We start from the raw sequence: 19907 nt of genomic DNA, 5'->3' as shown, positions 1-19907 counted from the left end.
CGCACCCGTACAGGTTCATTCGTCGGGTGGATGCCCGGATGCAGCTTGCGGTCAAGGAAGGGCTCATTTGAGTCAGCGTCGAGGGAGCGCGACGTGCGCGTCATCGGTATCGCGTCGGGATTCAGAGCGTCGCAGCTTGCCTCTGACGCGAACGATGTCGGGCTTCAGGCACACCGCGAGTTTCGCGCGCGCTGACGCTCGCGCAATGAAACCGCTCGTACAGTGGTTGGGACGGGTCATTGGCATGAAGCTAGCCACCCGACCGTGTTATCGCGCCTGCTCGGAGGGATGGCGGACCTATATCAATGGCTGCCTGCGTGATCCTTGTTTAGTCGCTGGCCGTGTGCTCATTGAAAAAGTCGAAACTGCTTCCCGCCTGCCTCTTCGCGCGGTACATGGCAGTGTCAGCCCGGTCGATGAGCGTGCTCGCGTCCTTACCATCCTCCGGGTACACGGCAATGCCGATGCTGGCGATCAAATCGATCTCGTACCCGTCCACTTTGGCAGGCGCGGCAAATGCGGCAAGAATCTTCTCGGTGATCAGCGCTGCATCCGTCGCTTGCGAGATTTCCGACATCAGCACCAGGAACTCATCTCCCCCATGACGAGCCACTGTGTCGGAATTGCGCACCACCGACTCCAGGCGACGTGCCACCAGTTGCAGCGTGGCGTCGCCGACCGCATGGCCCAGCGTGTCGTTGATTTTCTTGAAGCCGTCGAGGTCGATGAACAGAACGGCGACACGCGTTCCATGCCGCTTTGCCAGAGCGATCGCACTTTCCATTCGATCGAGCATCAATGCTCTGTTCGGTGTGTCAGTCAGCGTATCGCGCTGTGTGGAGCGCGCGAGGTCGCTCAGGCTGCTCACGGCAGCATCGGCGATGCCCTCTGCGTGCAGCGCCGCGAGAACGAGTTTCTCGTTGGCCTCCCGCAGTTGAACCGAACGCTCCGCCGTTATCCCCCGCTGCACGTCGGTGAGCTCTTGCCGCAAATGCGCCAGCTCTACACGTATGCTGTCCGCCTGCTCGTTGAGCAGTGCAAGCGTCTGCGCCGCGTCGACGTTCTGTCGTCGGGCTGCTCCATCGGCCGCACGTTGCTCGTCGTCGAGATCAGTCATCGTCAGCACTGCCGGGGTCGCGTACCCGGCCGCGCCGGGTAGGCCGACCGCCGAGCAAGCCCTCATAGCTCACGAGCTTCTGCCGGATCTTGATGCCGTCGTTATCGATGTCGAACAAGCGTAGATCGTTCGAGTGGTTGCTCGCGCGCACCTTCACTACGGCCATGACCCGTTTCAACTGGCTTTCGACTTCAATGTAACGCTGGACGATGATCGAGTCGGTCAGGAAAGCAGTGCCATACGGGCTGAAACGCAGATCGTCGTACCGGTCTTCCAGCTCCGAGGTCATCAGTACGGTGGCACCGGTGGTGGCCAGCGCCGATATCATGCGCGCTAGAGACTCACGAAAGTCATCGCGGAATGTGGGCGCCAGCGCCAGCTCGAACCCGGACAGCGAATCGATGACGACGCGGCTCGCCTTGAGGCGATGAATCTCTGCGATGAGCAGAGCTGTAATTTCGTCGACGGACACGTTCAAGGCGCGCGTATCGATCACACCTACACGGCCGCTGTCGATGAGTTCGGTGATCGCGTGCCCTCGGGACTTGTTTGGACGCTGCTCGAAGGCGGCAATGACGCCAGTTTCCCCGCGACGCCCGCCGTCTTGCAGAAACGCCCCCGCAAGAATGCTCTTGCCGGACCCCGAGGGGCCGGCGACCAGCAAGGAGTAGCCGCGCGGTAGACCCCCGCCGAGCATCTCATCCAGCTCCGGGACGCCGAGGCTCAATCGGGTCGGTACCAGCGATGCCGGGTCCGAGTCAGCTCCTGAGTTCACACCCAGGGGGGGCGGTGCGAATACATGGATGCCGCCGGGAGTGATGCGGAACGTGTGAAGTCCGGCGAGCGTTGCGGCTCCCCGCATCTTTGCGATTTCCATTTTTCGAACCACGGAATTGCGGTGAACGCTCTGGCGCAGCCAGATCATTCCATCGGCAACAGTGAAGACGGGGTTCGGATCGTTCTCCGCAAAATATTCGCCGATGAGGAACGTCGTGGCCTGCCAACTCGTCATGAGAGTGCCGAGCTGCTGGATGAACTGTTGCAGGCCGAGGAACGAGTTCTTCCCACTTTGCTCCGCGAGAACCACTGAGCGAAACGAATCGATGAACACCAGCGATGGAGCGTACGTCTCGACTTCGCTCGAAATCCGTCTGAGTACCTGGCCCAGGTCGCCAGAAGCTATGTCCTCGCTGAGATTGAAGAAGTGGACTGAGCGGTTGACCTGCTTGCTATCGAAGAAATCGAACTGCTGTTGATAGCGGAGCATTTTCAGCGGCGGCTCGCCCAGCACCGTGAAGTAAAGGGCAGGTCGCTGCGCAGTGGCCATTGCAAACATCATCTGGTGAGCAAGCGTCGTTTTGCCGGAGCCCGGCGATCCGGCGATGATGTTGAACGAATACTCCGGAAGGCCACCGCCGAGAATCTCGTCGAGTCCCGGTACGCCAGTGTGCAGGCGGTTGATCAGAGCTTTGCCGATTGTCATGACGAAGTTTCCTGCACGGCGCCGTCGCTTGAAGGGGTGTCGGGAACGGAGCGGAGCAGGCGCTCTGTCAGCGACTCGCCGATCAGATTGGTCAGAAGATCGACGAATTTCTGCAGCAGAGCATCATTCGTCGCGATCGCGGTCTCGCTTGACTGCCGTTCCAGCGTAGCGCGTAGCGCGCCGAAGTCACTGGGGGCATCCACGTCCGCGTGCGCCGTCAGCAAAGCGGTATGCGTCGGGACAGTCAGGAGGAGGCTGCGTCTCAAAAGGGCTGTAACGCCACGGTGGCCGATGATTGGAGACAGAGCAGCATCGACATCGGACCACATCGACACCGCCCTGTCAGCGATGCGCCGGGCATCGGCACCGGTCGCAGCGAGTTGCGTCAGGCTCGAACGGGCATGTTGTACGTAGTTCGGCATGACGACCGTTTGATTGGCTTTGTGCTTTTGCTCCGGAAACGGCAGAAAAAGCATTGCCCGATGAGCGAATCGGCCAACGCGTCGGCCAACGCGACAGATGAAGCCTGCGCATTCTGACGGATAGACGAAGCCGATGCCTCGGTAACTCCCGCCATGTCTGTGGTCGTGCCGATTTGCAGGGTTTCACTCAGATGGCTGAAGGCGCCAAGAGCGTACTGTAGACCTGACTGGTCACAGGCAGATCAACGCTGACTGCCTATTGTAGTTCCACCATACGCTGCCTATTGTGGTCCCAACGTGCGTGCGGCGCCTCGGCCAGCGCCCATTCGCTCGCAATAGTCACCCGACGGACTTCTCAGGGGGCATCAGGGTCAATGGACGAGCTGCATAAGTAAGGAAGCATGAGATGGGACAAACGATCTTCGAGGCTGATCAAGGGCGAGCCTATACCGACGCCAGCCTGGGAGCAGAACGCGCAACATCGGATATGGATGATCATGCGCACGCTGTGGACTCGCGACGAATACTCGATGACCTCATCGAGCGCGATCGCATATTCGCTGACACCAGATTATCCAGGTTCCGCGACGGCGCTGACCGCACCGTTTCGCGCGAGCGGTCCGAAGCGCCTTCTGTCGATCCAAAGGTCTCCGACGAAAGAGATTCTGCTGATCAACTCAAAAAGGTCGAGCGGGAAATGGCGGACATGATGCTGCTGCGCGAGCGGCAGCGATCCGATGTCGCAGTCGAAGCGGAACGCCGCGAACACGACGCTCTGCGAGTCGACATGCGGCATCTCCGACAAGCGACAGATGATCGGTTGTCATACGAGCGACAACGGGCAGACAGCACAACGGAGGCTCTGATACGCGCCCGGGCCGCAAGTGGGCCAGGAAATGAAGTGCTGGCGATGGTGTCGCATGACCTGCGCAGCCCCTTGAACGTGATTTCACTCAACACTGAAAGGATCGCCGCGACGACGTTGGAGCCCGCGACGCGCACTTCAGCCAATTCTGTGATGCGGGGCGTGGCGCGCATGGAGCGGCTTCTTTGCGATCTGCTCGACCTCGCACGGATCGAATCAGGCACGCTGAGTATCGTGCGGCGGAAACACGACGTCGGTGCGCTCCTGCTCGAAGTATTGCGAACCTATGAGCCGATGTTCGCGAGCAGAAATATAACCTTCACGGTCGAGATACCCGTCGGCAGCGTCGACGCATTCTTCGACCACGACCGCATCGTGCAGGTACTGTCGAACCTGCTCGGCAACGCCATGAAGTTCACGCCAGGCGGAGGTGCTGTCAATCTGCATGCGGGGCGACAACCGGGTCACGTCGCGTTCGCGCTGTATAACGACGGTCCCGGCATCTCGCCTTTGGCGTTGCCACACATATTCAAGCAGTTCTGGCAGGTCGATGACAATTCGCGTCGTGGTCTGGGTCTTGGATTGAACATCTCTCGTGCGATCGTCGAGGCTCATGGAGGCCGGATATGGGCGGAGAGTGACATCGGCAAGGGTGCAATGTTTCGCTTCACGCTCCCAATCCGCTGAGATCTGACGAGCGGATCCCGGGCTGGATGGCAGACGACAGCAACGACCGTCGTAAAGTCGTCGGCACGAGTACCTTCTCGCGCTTCCGGAGATGCCGGGAGTTCTCATGTGCCGCATCGGCAGCAGCGCGCAATTGCTCAGTGCTCGCGCTCCTACGACATCGCTTCCCAAAGCAACTGCGCGCCCACCAGGATCATGAGCGAGTAGATGAGCGTGTAGAACTTCTCTGCGTTTACCCTGCGCACGAGCCACACGCCTGCCAGCGTCGAGGCGACCGCGATGGGCGTCAGTACGGCCGCTGTGATCAGGTTCGCGCGCGTGAATTGTCCAAGCGCGAAATAAGCTGGAACCTTCAGCCAGTTGATCACACCGAAAAAGATCGCTGTCGTGCCTACCAGGATGGGTGGTGGCAAGCCCTTGGGCAGCACCCACATCTGAAAAGGCGGCTGTCCTGCATGCGCGATCTGCGACGTGAAGCCTGACGCCACGCCAAGTGCTGCACCGAGGATCGCAGATGCATTGCGGGGTGTGGATACTCGCCCGCCGCGGGAAGTCCACAGGCGGTAACTGGCAAAGACGATGGAAATGAATCCCAGCGCAGCAAGCACGCCGGAGGCTGATACCTTCGCTGCCAGCAAGTAGCCGAACAGAATTCCCATCGCGGCGGATGGGATCATGAGCGTCAGTATCTGTCGGTCCCAGTTCTTGCGAAACGCCCAGATCCCTACTGCGTCCTGCAGGATCAGCAGCGGCAGCAATATCGCCGCCGCCTGGACTGGCGGGATCAGCAGGGCGAGCAACGGCATTGCTATCGCACCGACACCTGCAAACCCGCCTTTCGCGAGGCCCATCAAGGCAACCGCGGGGATCGCGACTAAATAGAAGAGCGGGTCGGTCAGCATGCGGCCTTGGAAAAAATCGCTCAGAGACGAATGGGAGTCTAGCTGTTCATCGGACGGCTGATGTGCAGACTCAGTTCCGCTCGAGTCCGCAGGGCATTTGTCGCTCGCAGGGTCGGAAATCCTGCGCAAAGGGGCGCCAGTTTTGTCGGATCACCGCGCTCAGGCCCGTCCTGGAGTTGAATCGCCAACGGAGACGAAGGAGCAAATGATGTCTCATCCAGGTAAACATCTTCCCACGGATCCTCCACCTGTCGTTTCGTCGAAGGAATGGGAGGCCGCGCGCCAGCAACTCCTGTCGAAGGAAAAGGCGCTGACGCGAGCCCGGGATGCACTGGCCGCTGAGCGTCGACGGATGCCATGGGTTGCCGTGGACAAGTCGTACGAATTCGATGGCCCCACGGGTCGGGTGAGCCTGCTCGACCTGTTCGACGGGCGTCGTCAGCTGATCGTCTATCGCGCCTTCTTCGAGCCGGGCGTGCGCGGCTGGCCCGATCATGGATGCGTGGGCTGCTCGTTCCTGGCCGATCAGGTTGCCGACGTAACGCATCTGAACGCACGTGACACCACGCTCGTCTTCGCGTCGCGTGCGCCGCAGTCAGACATCGAACGACTGAAGCTGCGAATGGGATGGAAGATGCCGTGGTACACGATCCGGGACAGCTTCGATGCCGACTTCGGTGTGGGGGAGTGGCACGGCACGAACGCATTCATCCGCAATGGCGACAAGATGTTCCGTACTTACTTCATCGACAGCCGCGGCGACGAGCAGATGGGCAATACCTGGAACTATCTCGACATCACTGCGCTCGGTCGTCAGGAAGAGTGGGAGGATTCGCCGGCAGGCTATCCGCAGACTCCGCCATACCAGTGGTGGCGTTGGCACGACGAATACGGCAAGGATCCTTGAGCACCGTAGATTGCTGTTCGTCATCTCCCGACGGGGTCGCTGCAGTCTGGCGGAATGGTGACGGCGCAGTCGCGCCAGCGGCGCGGCACCGTCGTACACGCGTTATCGCCTGTACGACGCCAGCGCCGCATCGCTTCTCGACGGCCTCGTTCAGCAAAGCGAGCGCGCGTTCGGTGTCGTCGAGGCTCAGATACGCGGCGGCCGATTCGTAGGGACAGGTGTAGACCCCGAAGCTGGCGGCTTTCTCCAGCAACGGCAGCACCTTTTCTTCTTTCTGTCCGGCATACCCGTCCCTGAAGCTGGGCCAGCAGGCAGCGAGTCAGCAATAGGGCAATCCCGCACGACCGGTGCGGGATCAGGAGCCAACCCCGACGCCTGCACCAGCAGAAAGGCGCACCGGCGTACCCGCTGTTCGTTATTTGCTGGCCAGAGCACTGTCGTCATCCCAAGGCATGAATCTTTTTCATTTGCATGCATTGTCCGGAATGGCAGCGGGTGTGCCTGCCGGTTGCGCAAGCGGGGTTGCAGCGGATATCCACAGTTGCGGTGGATAACTTCTGCATAAGCGCACCTTGACTTCGGGGGGGTGCGGAGAATTGCGGCGCTGCTGTCAGATTGATCGAATTTCGTACAGATGACGCGAAAACCGGTTTGGAGGATGTTTTTCAGGATGTCACATCGCTCGCGCCGTCAAGGTTTGCGCACGCGATCGGCGCACACTCGCGTGCGATCGGAGCACCGCCGCACGCGAGCCTTGACGGCGAGAGCGATGTGACAAAGGAATTCCGAAGACACTCTCGCCAGTTCACTCAGCCGCGGCCGTGATCTTTGCGCACTAATTACCCCGGTCGCGTTGCAGAGCGAACCTTTAGTGAGGACTACAGCCTAGAATCGGGTACTGCTGAGTTTGAAAGTCCATCATGGTTAGAACCGCCGCCACCCTGTATCTGCCGATCAGTGACCGATTGCTGGGACCGATCCTCGATGAAGCGGCGAGCCTCCAGGATGCGATCGCCGGCCTGACGGTGTCGCAGATTGCAGCTCTGATCGTGCTTCAGTACCTGCCGAAGAAGAGACAAAGCCGTTCGCTGTCGCCGGATCTCATCCTGAGCGAAGTGATCAGGAACGGTAACGCGCACGTGCAACGGGACGGCCTGGCGGGTTTTATCGCTGAAGCGCTTCGCATCCTTGAGCGCAACAAGATCCGCGAAGGCCATCGCTTGCTCATGCACTTCGGGATAGCGCTTCTCGACGACAAGGCACTGGAGCAGCGGGAATACCTGACCGTCGATGGCCAGTGGGACACCGGCTTCCCGGAGCGGCATCGGACGCGGCTGGCGGAGCCTCTGCAGCGAATTCAGCTGCCAACGGGTGAGCCTGGCGTCCTCACGGCGGAGCAGAGTCGCATATTCAGGGAGGTGAAGGCGCAAGCCGACGACCACCTGCACGTTCAGGGGTATGCGGGGACGGGCAAGTCCTATCTGATCAAGTCCCTGCTGACGATGCTCGAGCCTGCTGGCGCCAGAATCCTGGTACTGGCCGAGCGCCAGCGGCAACTGGAGGCGCTACTGGAGGGTATGGGGCAGATCGCGCACGTGTACCCGCGCAGGTTCGGCATGCTCGTCAGCGAGATGATTCCGGCCGATCTCACCGACCCTCTCAATCGGCACATGAGGCGTACCAATTTCTCCGCCGTGACCCTGCCGGATGACGCCGTCATACGGCATCTTGGGATCCAGTCGAGTGGCGAGTTCCTGGCGCGCGACATTGTCAGAGCCGTTCGCAGCACCGTCGCCGGGTTCTGTTACAGCGGCGATGACGAAATCGACGTGGGGCATATTCCGGACTGGTGCTCGGTCTCGTTTGACGAATCAACGAGGCAGCTCGTACTGCACCATGCCACTGAATTCTGGAAGGTGATTCTTCTGCCGCCCTCGCGTGATTTCCAACCGCCGGTTCGCGGATATCATCGGGTCAAATGGGCGGCGCTCAATCGCTGGACCATCCCGGCGCGCTATACGCACGTGCTGATCGACGAGTGCCACGACCTGGCCAAACCGATGCTGCAGATTCTCGACCGCAGTCCGCAGGCCGTGATCAGTCTTGGCGATGAGTATCAGAATCTGCAGGGACGGCCGCAGCTGCGATCCAACGTCATCCGTCAGCGTGTCGTGACGACTTCCGTCCGCTCGGGGCAACTGATCGAGGGGATGGTCAATCCGATCATCGCGATTCATCCGGGCGGTACCAAGTTGTCGTTTCACGGCAATCCGTTCAACCAGACGGAAATTGCGTACTACGACAAGGCCGAGCTCCCCGACCAGCCTGCTGCGATTCTGGTGAGTGACACCTGGGGCCTGTTCGAGTGGGCGCAACGTCTGGCAGCACAGAATGCGGACTTCGAACTGATGAGCAGTCGTGATGACCTCACCATGTTCGTCAATGACTGCATCGAACTCTATCGGCATGGCACGCGGCCACGCCATGGTGAATTGTTTCGTTTCGGGTCATGGGACGCGCTGGTCAATCGCTACTGCGACAATGGCGGCTTGCAGCGCATCGATCGGATGCTCAAGAAAGGCTACGACAACAAGGATTGGAGCAGGACAGCCGCCCGGTTCGTCAAGCAGAGCGGGCGCGGCTCGGCGCTCGGTTTGATTGAAGATGTACGCAATCGCGAGTTCGATACGGTGATGCTGGTGCCCGACGCCGTGGACCGTGCCTGGAATACGAAACACGGCGCGTTCGCTGCCGCCAGTTCCGCCATCTACGTCGCAGTCACGCGGGCCCGACGCCGGCTGATCGTTCCCGGCCGATTGAGGAGCTGGATCGAGGAAATTTCAGGCAGGCGGGGCAGCGTGGCCGGAGCGCAATCGTCGCCTGCGGGCCCTGGAACCGGGCTGCAGATTCCTGAAGACAGTCGCCTTCATAAAATCAGTTGATCTCCCGGCGGGTCTATTCTGCCTCGCTGCTGAATGTGCGGAGATTTCCGCGCCGGTGTCGGGTTTGATCGAATCCCGTTCAGCTAGCGCGTGAACGGGCCTGGACCTCGGCGAAGCGCTGCATGTTCCCGGCCGCAAATATGAGGAAACATGCCGCCGTGCCGTGCGTTGTGGGTGGGTTCGTTTCCTCATCTCACAGCAGCCCAGGACACTCGCAGCATCGTTCCATGTTGTTCCCCCTGCAGCGCGAACCCCAGTCCGCATTTCTCCTTTCGCTCGAGGATGCTATCCGGCCCTTGGCCGATCCCGCCGACATCACGGCCACGGCGGCTGCGGCTCTCGGGCGGTATCTGGCGGTCAACGGCTGTGCCTATGCCGATGTGGAGGACGACCAGGACACGTTCAATCTGACGGGAAATTTCAGCGACGGTGTGGTCAGCATCGTCGGTCGCTATACGTTCAGCGCGTTCGGCGAAGAGTGCCTGCGCCTCATGCGGGCTGGCGAGCCCTACGTGGTGTCCGATTCGGGTACTGACCCGCGAGCGGCCGAGGTGCGCGAGTTGTATCGGCGGACCGAGATCCGCGCGGTCATTTGCGTTCCGCTCCACAAGGCGTCGCGCTTCGTCGCCGCCGTGGCCGTGCACCAGTCGCAACCGCGGCAGTGGCAAGAGTTCGAGATCGCGCTCGTAGAGCAGGTGGCCAGTCGCTGCTGGGAATCGATCGAACGTACCCGCCTGCACCGGCAACTGCAAGCGTTGAATGCCGACCTCGAACAGCAGGTGCAGCGCCGGACGGACGAACTGGTGCAGTCCGAGCGACAGCTGGCGCAACTGATCAATGGCATTTCCGATTGCGCGATCTTCCTGCTCAGTCCGAGCGGCAGGGTCGGCTCCTGGAATCCCGGTGCGGCGCGCATCAAGGGTTATTCAGCCGAGGAGATTATCGGTCGCCATTTCTCCGTCTTTTACTCGGCTGAAGACAGAGCTCAACAGATGCCGCAGCGTGCGCTCGAGATCGCCCGGACAACGGGCAAGTTCGAAGGCGAAGGCTGGCGCGTACGCAAGGACGGCTCGACCTTCTGGGCCGTCGTCCTGATCGACGCCATCCGTGCGCCCGACGGCACCCTCACCGGGTTTGCCAAGATCACCCGTGACATGACCGAACGACGGGTGATGCAGGAGCAGCTGAATCAATCCCAGAAGATGGAAGCGATCGGCCAGCTCACGGGCGGTGTGGCGCACGACTTCAACAACATGCTGACCGTGATACTGGGCAATCTCGATACGATCTATCGTCGCGTGCCGCGCGACGACGAACGCCTGCATCGCGCGATCGACAATGCCACGCAAGGAGCAGAGCGTGCGGCCGCGCTGACTCACCAGTTGCTGGCCTTTGCCCGCCGGCAGCCGCTGCATCCCAAATCCACGGACGTCAATCGGCTGATCAGCGGGCTGCTCGATCTGATCCGACGCACCTTGCCCGAGAACATCACGGTGGAGTCGACGCTCATGCCAGAAGTGGGCTGGGTTCAGGTCGACCCCAATCAACTGGAGAACGCACTGATCAATCTCGTGGTCAATGCGCGCGATGCCATCGAGGGGCCTGGAGCCCTGACGATTCAAACCGTATCCATCGAGATGGAGGCGCGGCTGGGTATGGCACTCGGTCAACTGCCCGCCGGCCCGTACGTCGTGATCTGCGTGAGTGATACCGGGCGAGGCATGGCGCCGGAGGTCGTGGCGCGCGCGTTCGAGCCCTTCTACACCACCAAGCCGCCTGGTCAGGGAACGGGATTGGGCTTGAGTCAGGTCTTTGGCTTTGTAAGGCAGTCCGGCGGGCGCGTTCGGCTATATAGCGAAGTGGGTCAGGGAACGACCGTCAAGATCTACCTGCCGCGCAGCGACGTCAGACCGCCAGCGGCAAAGGTGGCGCACGAGGAAGGATGGGTGCAGGCAGCCCCCGACGAACTCGTTCTGGTGGTGGAAGACGAGGATGACGTTCGCGAATACACCGTCGATTGCCTGGAGGAGCTGGGCTTCACCGTATTGCAGGCCCGGGATTCCGACGCTGCATTAAGCCTGTTGCGTGCCGAGCCTGGCATCCGTTTGCTGTTCACGGATGTCGGCCTGCCGGGGCGCAATGGCAGACAGTTGGCGAATGAGGCGTGGGTCTTGCGGCCGCGCCTGCCGGTGCTTTTCACGACAGGCTATGCACGCGATGCCGTTTTCCATCACGGCGCCGATCACATGGCCGATCTGCTGACCAAGCCATTCACGCGCGCACAGCTGGCGAGCCGTGTGCGCCCGCTGCTTGATCGTGCGCGGGCGGAAGTCTGGGGACGACCTGATTGATTCGAGATTCGTCATTCCCGATAGGTCGCAGCAAGGTCGCCGGACGAGGTGAAGCGCAAAGCGCGCTGCGGTTCGATGTGGCAGTGAAACGCGACACGCTGCGCTAAGCGCAGCTCGAATTGCGGCACTTCGGGTATCACTTCCCGTCGATCCGATTCGCGACGTCCTGAATGAACTGCGAACCACGCGATGTCCCGCATCGGGATTCTTGCGCGCCGACCGGGGCGCTCAAGGCAGGTATGGGCTCCGCCGTAGGACGGCGATCGATGTGTTCTCCGCAGGGCTCAACGGCATGCTACGTCCGTTGTTCCGCAGCAGCCCTCAGCGTTGAAGAATCGTTTCCATGACCTTCGCGAGGTCGCCGCCGTTGAATGGTTTCATCAATCGGGGCAGGTCACGCCAGTGTGCGGGCAGGGCCGAGTCGGCGTAACCGGTGGCGAGAATAAAGGGGATGCTGCGTCGCTGCAGTTCCACCGCGACCGGAACGCTCCATTGCCCGTCCAGGTTGATATCGAGGATGGCGGCGTCCAACGACCGGTTCCGCGCCAGATCCAGCGCTTCCGGGAGGGTGCCGACGGGCCCGACAACTTCATAGCCCGCGTCACGCAACAGATCTTCGATCTCGAGCGCCACGATCATCTCGTCTTCGACCACAAGAACCTGCAGCCCGCGAAGGTCCGTGGTTTGCATACTCATGGGGTGCTCTCTGTCATTAGATAGCCCGTCTTATCCGTCAGCGGGAATTCGATCGAGCAGTGCACACCTGCGGCGAGAAAGTCGCGTTGCACGGTGGCCTGAAGCTCGTAGTGGACGATTCTCTCGATCAGCTGGCTGCCGAATCCGCGGCGGGTAGGCGGCGAAACCGGCGGGCCACCGCTTTCGCTCCATTGAATTTTCAGCCGCGGAGGATGCGCTGAGTTTGCGACATGCCAGCTGATCTGGATCGCGCCCTCCGCAGTCGAGAGCGCCCCGTACTTGGCGGCGTTCGTGCACAGTTCGTGAAACGCCATCGCGAGCGTCTGGGTGGCCTTTGCCGTCAGGCATACCCGTGCCCCGTCGTCGATGACGACCCGACCATCCTTACCCGCGCCAAACGCAGCAAGCTCGCCGGCCACGACCGCGCGCAATTCAGCGTGAGTCTGATCGTGAAGATTGAGCAGATTGTGTACCCGGCTCAGTGCCTGGATACGTCCTTCGATGATCGCGCCGAACGCCGCCGGCGAGTCGGTATGGCGGATGGTCTGGGCAACCAGTGCGCTGATGATCATCAGTGTGTTCTTTACGCGGTGATCGAGCTCCGCGAGCAGCAGGTTTCGCTGATCCTCAGAGTACTTACGCTGCGTAAAATCTCGCGCGATGGTCGAGGCTGCGATGATCTGTCCGGTGTGATCCTTGATCGGAGAAATGCTCAGCGAGACTTCGATAGGCTGACCGTCCTTGCACAACAGCTCGGTTTCGAAGTGCTCGATGCGCTGACCGCCGCTTACACGCTGAAGAATTCCCGCTTCTTCGCTCGGGCTGTTTGCCGGCACCAGCACGTCGATGCTTTCGCCGATGATTTCATCGGCAGAATACCCAAACATCCTTTGCGCGCCGCTGTTCCAGCTCGTGATGGATCCGTTCAGATGGTGACCGATGATCGCATCCTGCGAAGAATCGACGATGGAGGCCAGTTGTGCCCGCGTTGCTTCGTTGTGCTTACGTTCGGTGATATCGACGAAGGTGATGACTACCCCGTCAACTTTGTTGTCGACCGTGCGATACGGTCGGATACGCATGAGAAAAAACAGATGCCGCTCGAGGATGCTGACCTCGCGCTCGACGACCGCCAGGGTACGCAGGACCTTGTCCACGTCCTGCGACAGCTCCGAGTAATTCATGCGTGCGGCGAGGTCGGTGATCGGCCTGCCGCGATCTCCCTCGCGCAGGTGGAAGAGGTCAGTCATTGCCGGCGTGAATCGCTGGATATGCAGCGAGCTGTCCAGGAAGATGGTCGGAATCTGCGTGCTGTCGAGCAGGTTCTTCAGGTCGCTGTTGAGATGCGTGAGCTGGTCGTTCTTGCTGACCATTTCCGCATTGATGGTCTGCAGTTCCTCGTTGACCGACTGCATTTCCTCCTTGGCTGTTTCGAGCTCCTCATTCGAGGACTGCAATTCCTCGTTGACCGACTGGTACTCCTCGTTGGCCGATTTCATTTCCTCGACAGAGGTTTCCAGTTCGTCGATGGTGGAACGCAGCTGCGCCTTGGTCGTCTGCAGTTCCTGCTCCAGTTCCTCGACGTCAGGATGCGAGGCGTCGCTGTGAGCCCTGGTACGCGTCGCAGAGGCTGCAAACGGAAGCTCCTGGAATGCCACGATCCAGTAGTCATCGTCTTTGCCGCTGCTGTCGTCGATGGATTCCGCCGACAGGGTAACCGAGTGAACCTTGCCGGCGATCTTGATCGTGGCGTGCTCCAGTGCCGGTCGTTCAGTTCCTTTCGCGGCACGTCTCACCACCGAACGCACGGCGGGTCGCAGGGATTTGCGCACGATCTGCAGCAGATTCAGGCTTGCGGTGCCTGGCGAGGGCTCCAGATAGCGGCCGATCTCGCCCCCGGAGAAGCGCAGGATCTCGTGATTGCGGTCGATCACGACATAGGGCGGCAGATGCTTCTCCATGATGCGCCGCGCCTCGGCGTCCACTGGATCCATCGCCCTCTGAACGGCACGAGCAACTGGCGGCTCTGCCCTGGCTGCTGCAGGTATCGACATCGAACCCGGCGCAGCGGTTGCCGTGTCCCGGCGCTGGAAAATCCTGTTCTTCTTGTCCAGAGCGGAAAAGAGATTCGTCTTGCGTGCAATGGTCTCGGACTGACCCAGGCAGAGATAGCCGCCGGGCCTCAAGGCATAGTGAAATGTCTGCATGAGGCGATCCTGCAGATGCGGCTCGAGGTAGATGAGCAGGTTGCGGCAGGAGATCAGGTCCAGTCGCGAGAAGGGTGGATCCTTGATGGCGCTGTGGGTCGAGAAGATGCACATCTCGCGGATCTCCCGTACCGGGCACAGGTCATCGCCGTCCTCTATGAACCAGCGCTCGATCCGCTGTGGCGAAATGCCCGGCATTTTTCCCGTATAGCGGGCCGCGCGTGCGATGGTCACCGCCGCATCGTCGATGTCCGTGCCAAAGATCTGCACCTTGAGCTGCAGCCCCTGACGTTCCAGCGCCTCCCGGATCAGAATGGCTATCGAGTAGACCTCCTCACCCGTGGCGCACGCCGGAACCCAGATGCGGATCGCATCGTGGTCGCCCTTCTGCTCCAGCACTCGAGGGATAACGACTGTCTCCAGCGTTTCGAAGGCTCCGGAGTCACGGAAGAACTGCGTCACGCTGATGAGGAACTCGCGAAACAGCAGGTCCAGTTGCCGGGGCTCCTTGTTCAGCCGCTCCACGAACGCCGGTACGGTGTCGATCCGCAACACCTGCATGCGGCGCTGGATACGGCGTAGCAAGGTACTGATCTTGTAACCCGCGAAGTCATGGCCGGAACGAACCCGCAGCAACGCGCAGATCTCCGCCACATGTTCGGGCATGTCACGTCGCGTGCCGTCGCCATCTTTTTGTGGCGCGACCCGATGCAAGTGCTGCTGATAGTCGAGCAGCAACGCCGGCATCTCGGCGACGGGAATGATGTGATCCACCAGTCCTGTCGCCGCCGCACTTTGCGGCATGCCGCTCATGGCGGTGGAATGGTTCCAGGCCTGCGCCAGGGTCAGTCCGCCATGCTCCTTGATCGCGCGCACGCCCAACGTGCCGTCGCTACCGGTACCGGACAGTACGATGCAGATCGCGTGCTCGCCCTGATCCTCGGCCAGCGACTCGAAAAAAGTATCGACGGGTCGGCGGCTTTCCCGCGGAGGCGCGGGCTTTGACACTCGCAAGGTCCGGCCTCGCAGCGTCAGCGTGGCATTCGGAGGAATGATGTAGAGGTGGTTCGGTTCCACCCGAGCCCCGTCCTTCGCCTCCGCCACTTGCATGGCGGTGTGACTGGCGATCAGCTCGACCAGCATGCTTTTGTGGTGGGGATCGAGATGTTGCACGAGCACGAAGGCCATGCCCGAATCCGGCGGCATATGGCCGAAGAATGTCCGGAATGCTTCCAGGCCACCGGCAGAGGCGCCGATTCCAACCACCAGGGGAGCAAGCGCGGGCGTGGCCGGACGCACACGCGCCTTGGGGACACCGCGAGCCACTTGTTTTTCAGGTGTCTTACGCTTGCCCCGACGATCCGTCTTCTGCTCGCGCCCAGCCATATAATGCATGCCTCAGGAACGGGCGCTGCCGCTCCTGTTTGAATGTTGGGCGAGCGCGACTTGCCGTTCCCCATGCCTCCCAAGGCACTGATGTGTCGGCTGAAGCGTACACCACAAAAATCGAATCGTCGCAGCGAGTTACGGTGGCGGGTAAACAATTACATCGGTGACGGGCTGTCGGGGATCGCAGAAGCAGACTTCACGCCGGTCGGCAGCGAGAAGTGCCTGTGTTCCGCCATTTCAGAGCCTGCCTGCGCGCCCGTGGATCTCGCGACACGCATGCGCTGGATTTGTCGCTGTGCGTCCCGGTCATATCGGGTCTTCCCTCGTCGCGCCTCTTGCCACGAGAGAATGTTCCCGGAAATGATGCAGTTCGACCCGCTCATTCGATCGTTACTGGTACCCTTCGCTTCTTCGTTCGAACTCCTCGACAGGATGCAATGGCCGCAACGCAAGCGAGCATTGTCATCGGCCGGTCGCAGTGAGTAGTTGCATCCGCGGGAAATAGAGTCGTGACCATAGAACAATCGTCGCAAGACCAGATCTTGGGCGCGCTTCAGAATGCGGGCACCCCCGTGTCGATCTACCTCGTGAACGGGATTCGGTTGCAAGGGGTGATCGTCTCCTTCGATCGGTTCGCGGTCATGCTGGGGAATGGCGTCGTTCAGTTCGTGTACAAGCACGCGATTGCCACCGTGGTGCCGCTCAAAGCGTAGATTTGTCGGCGCGGGCCAGCGTCATCAACGAGTTGAATCATTCAGCTGGCCAGGCGAATGGCCGACTGCGCGTGATAGCGAGTTGCGCGCGAAGCGTCACCCGGGGTGTCGACGCTCGCAGATTTCTGAACCTCTGCCCGATGCATCGGGATTTTAAAGGTCTTCCCGCAAGTAGAAAGTGATCGATGGCGGATTCGATCCGAAACGCCATGAGGGGCTATCGCTCTCTCGAGTGAGCATGGGTTCGGGGGCAACATCGATGAATCTGGATTCAGAGCGTCAATGTTTTGCGGATTTGCGTTTTGCGGATTTGCGTCGCGCGCCCGGCGCTTTGCGTCTGTCGCTCTTTGCCTTCGCCTTCAAGCGGCGCGCGCGATGCACCGCCAGAGAGACGGGCGGGCTGCTTGCGCCACTCCTGACTACGACGTCCTTCGCGAGACTTTTTCGCAGCACGTCCATCAGGTCGATGATCTGGGCGCTCGCGCCAGCGCGTGGCTCTGCGTCTTCCAGGTCGCGTCGATGAATCACGCGGTCTTCATCCGTGCGCTTGGACCTGGCAAGGTTCTCGAGCGCCTCGGCGTCCCGATCTTCCAGCTCCGACAGGCTCAGAGTGCGGTGCTTCAGTGCCTCGATGGCCTTCACGAAGCGAGTGACTTTGCCGGCGGTTATGCGGGCAAGCTTTGGCAGCCCGATCGAACCGGGAGAGCGAATCTCATCCGCGTAGCGCAGAGTGTCCGCGCGCAGGACGCCGTGATCGGAGAGGATGGCCACCAGATATTCGTGACCGCGCATGATGAAGCCGCCGATCCCGACACGTCCGGTGCGCTCCATCGTTGCGGCGAGCAGGTGATACGCCTTGCTGGATTTGCCGGAGGGCGCCAGAAAATACGGCTTCTGAAAGTACAGCGCCGGAATGTGTTCGAGCGGTACGAAACTGTGCAGATCGATGTCGCCTGACATTTCTGGTGCGACCGATTCGAACTCGGCGTCGGTGACGGGCAACATCTTGCCCGAGTCGGTTTCGTAACCGCGCACCAGGTCATCGTTATTGAGCTTCTTGTCATCCCTGGAGCAACGAAACTGACGGCCCAGCGCGTGACCGTCTTTGTCGACGAGCTTCATGGCCGTATGTCGCGGCTGCACTGCCGACAACAGATCCACGGGAATACTGACCAGCCCGAAGGTGATGGTTCCGCTCCAGATCGAGCGGACGGGGGCGGTGTGCGTCCCATCGCTCGCGGCAGATGAGCGGGTGCGTCTAGGCAACGCGGCGCTCCTTCACGGCAGCGAGACTCGCCTTCAGGCTCGCGGCAAGATCCGCTGACGGACGCTTCTTCGTGGCTTTGTGGGCGGGCGGCTTCTCGCCGCGCGCCTTTGCCTCGATCATTTTCCGCAGACGTGCCCGGTACTCGTTCTGCCATTGCTGAGGATCGAAATCCCCTGAGATCGACGACACCAGTTGCTCGGCGAGCTTGAGTTCATTGGCGCTCGGCGCGGCCGACTTTGCCGGCTGCACCCCCGAGAAACTCAGCACCTGCTCGGCCCGCCGCAACGTCGTGAGCGCCAGATAGCCCTGGGTTGCCGTCAACGCACCCAGGTAGCGCTTGTTGCGCATGACCCAACGTGCGATGCCGATGAGGTTGCTGTTTTCCAGTGCCTGCGCGAGGGCAAAATAGTCCGCAGTGTTTCGTTCCGGGCCCAGGTAATAAGGCCTGTCGAAGAACTGATCGCTGATGGCATCACGAGGCACAAAGCGACACAGCTCGATGTCACGCGACTCCGGCGGCACCAGGGTGGCCAATTCGTCGGGCTCCAGAATGACCGCAGTATCGCCAGTGATCGCAAACGCCTTGCGAATGTCCTCCTTCGGCACATCCTTGCCAGTGTCCTTTCTCACGATGTGCTGTTCCACCGGGGCCTGGTCGGTCCGATGCAGCAATCGAAAGTGAATGCTTCGATCCTCGACCGCTGAGTACAACTTGACCGCGAGCGTCTGCGCGCCGATGTGAAGCACGCCTTTCCACATCGCTCTAGCCACGCGGACGCTTCCCGGATCTGGCTGTACGCCTGGCGTTCACCCGCGCCTGATTCGCACAACCTGAACAGACATGGCGATGACCGTCTGCGTGCAGTTCTGTGCAATTCACGCATCCTGGACCATCGCATTCGGTGCACAGGAACTGCAGTTCATACACATATGACTCTCCGCAGTGCGGACACACTTCTTCTCCCGGTCCGAGCCACCAGGGGACTACTGAGAGGGGTGTGGGGCGGCGTATGGGCATACAGGTCAACCTGTGTCATTAAAGCCAGGAATTCGACGATTGTTCCGGGGGATGCCGGTCGGCGCAGGCGAATGCGTCGTCCCATCAATCAGCGCGGTCGCGACCCGAATTGCGGTTGCTCTTGTGATTCGCAGCGACCGGCCCAAGGTTGAAACCTGACTCCCGTGTCGTTGTTCCTCGAATCCCCATCACCGCCAGCGGCATGGAACGTCATCACCGAATCACCCACTGAACCACCTTGCCGCATGCAACAAAGCGATCTGTTTCCCCGGGAGCATCCTGATGAATGGCCGCAAGGCTTGTCGTACCGGAACGATTTCCTGTCTGTGGATGAAGAGCGCTCCCTGCTGGTGGTCATCGCCGAGCTGCCGTTCGCGCACTCCCGCTATCGTCAGTACCTCGCGCGGCGCCGGACGGTGAATTACGGTGCCGGCTACGATTTTCAGCAGCAAGTGCTCACACCGGCGCCGGACATCCCGGCATTTCTTGAGCCAGTGCGGCGTCGCGCTGCCGGCTTGATCGGCGTCGAGCCCGCGGCATTCGTGCAGGCCCTGGTCTCGGAGTATCAACCAGGCACGCCGCTCGGATGGCATCGGGACGTACCTGAATACGAAAGCGTCGTCGCCATCTCACTATTGTCCGCGTGTCGGATCCGCTTTCGCCGCTATCCCTGGAACCCGGCGCAGAAGGCCGACATCTTCGCTATCGAACCTCGGCCACGGTCCGCTTACGTGTTGAGCGGCGACGCACGCTGGAAGTGGCAGCACAGCGTGCCCGCGGTCCGGCAATTACGCTACTCGATCACATTCAGGACGCGTGCCGCCGGCTTCGGGGCGCGTGGATGATGCGGCACTTTTGGACGGAGCGACCAGTGGATCGATGAGCAGACTTCGATCATTGTCTGCGTAGCGTTTTTCCACACCGGGCAGTCGCGGCAGGAA

Annotated in this window: 15 protein-coding genes; 6 read left to right on the top strand and 9 right to left on the bottom strand. The window is 60.9% G+C overall.

The window, feature by feature from the left end; genetic code table 11:
* Positions 1-328: 328 nt before the first annotated feature.
* The 4 genes from VIZ63_RS23675 to VIZ63_RS23660 form a co-directional block, all read right to left on the bottom strand.
* Positions 329-1117: a GGDEF domain-containing protein gene (locus VIZ63_RS23675; protein WP_331612289.1), complete on the bottom strand. Its 789-nt coding sequence runs from the start codon at positions 1115-1117 to the stop codon at positions 329-331.
* Positions 1110-2600, bottom strand: coding sequence for an ATPase domain-containing protein (locus tag VIZ63_RS23670; protein ID WP_331612288.1), 1491 nt, complete (start codon positions 2598-2600; stop codon positions 1110-1112). Before VIZ63_RS23670 ends, VIZ63_RS23675 begins: the two co-directional genes overlap by 8 nt.
* Positions 2597-3076 (bottom strand): hypothetical protein, encoded by a 480-nt coding sequence (locus VIZ63_RS23665; RefSeq protein WP_331612287.1) that lies wholly within the window; start codon positions 3074-3076, stop codon positions 2597-2599. Before VIZ63_RS23665 ends, VIZ63_RS23670 begins: the two co-directional genes overlap by 4 nt.
* A 517-nt stretch (positions 3077-3593) precedes the next feature.
* Positions 3594-3827 (bottom strand): hypothetical protein, encoded by a 234-nt coding sequence (locus VIZ63_RS23660; RefSeq protein WP_331612466.1) that lies wholly within the window; start codon positions 3825-3827, stop codon positions 3594-3596.
* Here VIZ63_RS23660 and VIZ63_RS23655 point away from each other — a divergent pair.
* Positions 3720-4574: a HAMP domain-containing sensor histidine kinase gene (locus tag VIZ63_RS23655; protein ID WP_331612286.1), complete on the top strand. Its 855-nt coding sequence runs from the start codon at positions 3720-3722 to the stop codon at positions 4572-4574. The genes VIZ63_RS23660 and VIZ63_RS23655 overlap by 108 nt on opposite strands.
* 152 nt (positions 4575-4726) lie before the next feature.
* Here VIZ63_RS23655 and VIZ63_RS23650 read toward each other — a convergent pair whose 3' ends face one another.
* Complete coding sequence (locus VIZ63_RS23650) at positions 4727-5476, bottom strand: sulfite exporter TauE/SafE family protein (protein WP_331612285.1); 750 nt, start codon at positions 5474-5476, stop codon at positions 4727-4729.
* A gap of 208 nt (positions 5477-5684) precedes the next feature.
* On the opposite strand from VIZ63_RS23650, the gene VIZ63_RS23645 reads away from it, so the two are divergent.
* The 3 genes from VIZ63_RS23645 to VIZ63_RS23635 all read left to right on the top strand — a co-directional run bounded on the left by VIZ63_RS23645 (position 5685) and on the right by VIZ63_RS23635 (position 11676).
* Positions 5685-6383 (top strand): DUF899 domain-containing protein, encoded by a 699-nt coding sequence (locus VIZ63_RS23645; protein WP_331612284.1) that lies wholly within the window; start codon positions 5685-5687, stop codon positions 6381-6383.
* A 920-nt stretch (positions 6384-7303) separates the two neighbouring features.
* A complete protein-coding gene (locus VIZ63_RS23640; RefSeq protein ID WP_331612283.1) occupies positions 7304-9325 on the top strand; it encodes an AAA family ATPase in 2022 nt (673 codons plus the stop codon).
* A 227-nt stretch (positions 9326-9552) separates the two neighbouring features.
* Positions 9553-11676 carry an ATP-binding protein gene (locus VIZ63_RS23635; RefSeq protein WP_331612282.1) on the top strand — a complete coding sequence of 708 codons (2124 nt, stop codon included), beginning with the start codon at positions 9553-9555 and terminating at the stop codon, positions 11674-11676.
* Positions 11677-11997: 321 nt separating this feature from the next.
* Here VIZ63_RS23635 and VIZ63_RS23630 read toward each other — a convergent pair whose 3' ends face one another.
* Both VIZ63_RS23630 and VIZ63_RS23625 read right to left on the bottom strand, forming a co-directional pair.
* Entirely contained in the window at positions 11998-12372 is a 375-nt protein-coding gene (locus tag VIZ63_RS23630) for a response regulator (protein ID WP_331612281.1), read from the bottom strand.
* Positions 12369-15905 (bottom strand): chemotaxis protein CheB, encoded by a 3537-nt coding sequence (locus tag VIZ63_RS23625; protein WP_331612280.1) that lies wholly within the window; start codon positions 15903-15905, stop codon positions 12369-12371. Before VIZ63_RS23625 ends, VIZ63_RS23630 begins: the two co-directional genes overlap by 4 nt.
* Positions 15906-16477: 572 nt before the next feature.
* Here VIZ63_RS23625 and hfq point away from each other — a divergent pair.
* Positions 16478-16681: an RNA chaperone Hfq gene (gene hfq, locus VIZ63_RS23620; RefSeq protein ID WP_331612279.1), complete on the top strand. Its 204-nt coding sequence runs from the start codon at positions 16478-16480 to the stop codon at positions 16679-16681.
* A 279-nt stretch (positions 16682-16960) separates the two neighbouring features.
* Here the strand turns inward: hfq and VIZ63_RS23615 are convergent, their stop codons facing one another.
* Positions 16961-17947: a Ku protein gene (locus VIZ63_RS23615; RefSeq protein WP_331612278.1), complete on the bottom strand. Its 987-nt coding sequence runs from the start codon at positions 17945-17947 to the stop codon at positions 16961-16963.
* Positions 17940-18719 carry a Ku protein gene (locus VIZ63_RS23610; RefSeq protein WP_331612277.1) on the bottom strand — a complete coding sequence of 260 codons (780 nt, stop codon included), beginning with the start codon at positions 18717-18719 and terminating at the stop codon, positions 17940-17942. The genes VIZ63_RS23615 and VIZ63_RS23610 overlap by 8 nt, the downstream gene beginning before the upstream one ends.
* 492 nt (positions 18720-19211) lie before the next feature.
* Between VIZ63_RS23610 and VIZ63_RS23605 the strand changes: the two genes are divergently transcribed.
* Positions 19212-19811, top strand: coding sequence for an alpha-ketoglutarate-dependent dioxygenase AlkB (locus tag VIZ63_RS23605; RefSeq protein WP_331612276.1), 600 nt, complete (start codon positions 19212-19214; stop codon positions 19809-19811).
* The last annotated feature ends 96 nt before the right edge of the window (positions 19812-19907 follow it).

It is taken from the genome of Povalibacter sp., assembly GCF_036520495.1.
In the GTDB taxonomy this organism is placed as follows: Bacteria; Pseudomonadota; Gammaproteobacteria; order Steroidobacterales; family Steroidobacteraceae; genus Steroidobacter.
This window is presented reverse-complemented; position numbering and strand designations above follow the sequence as displayed.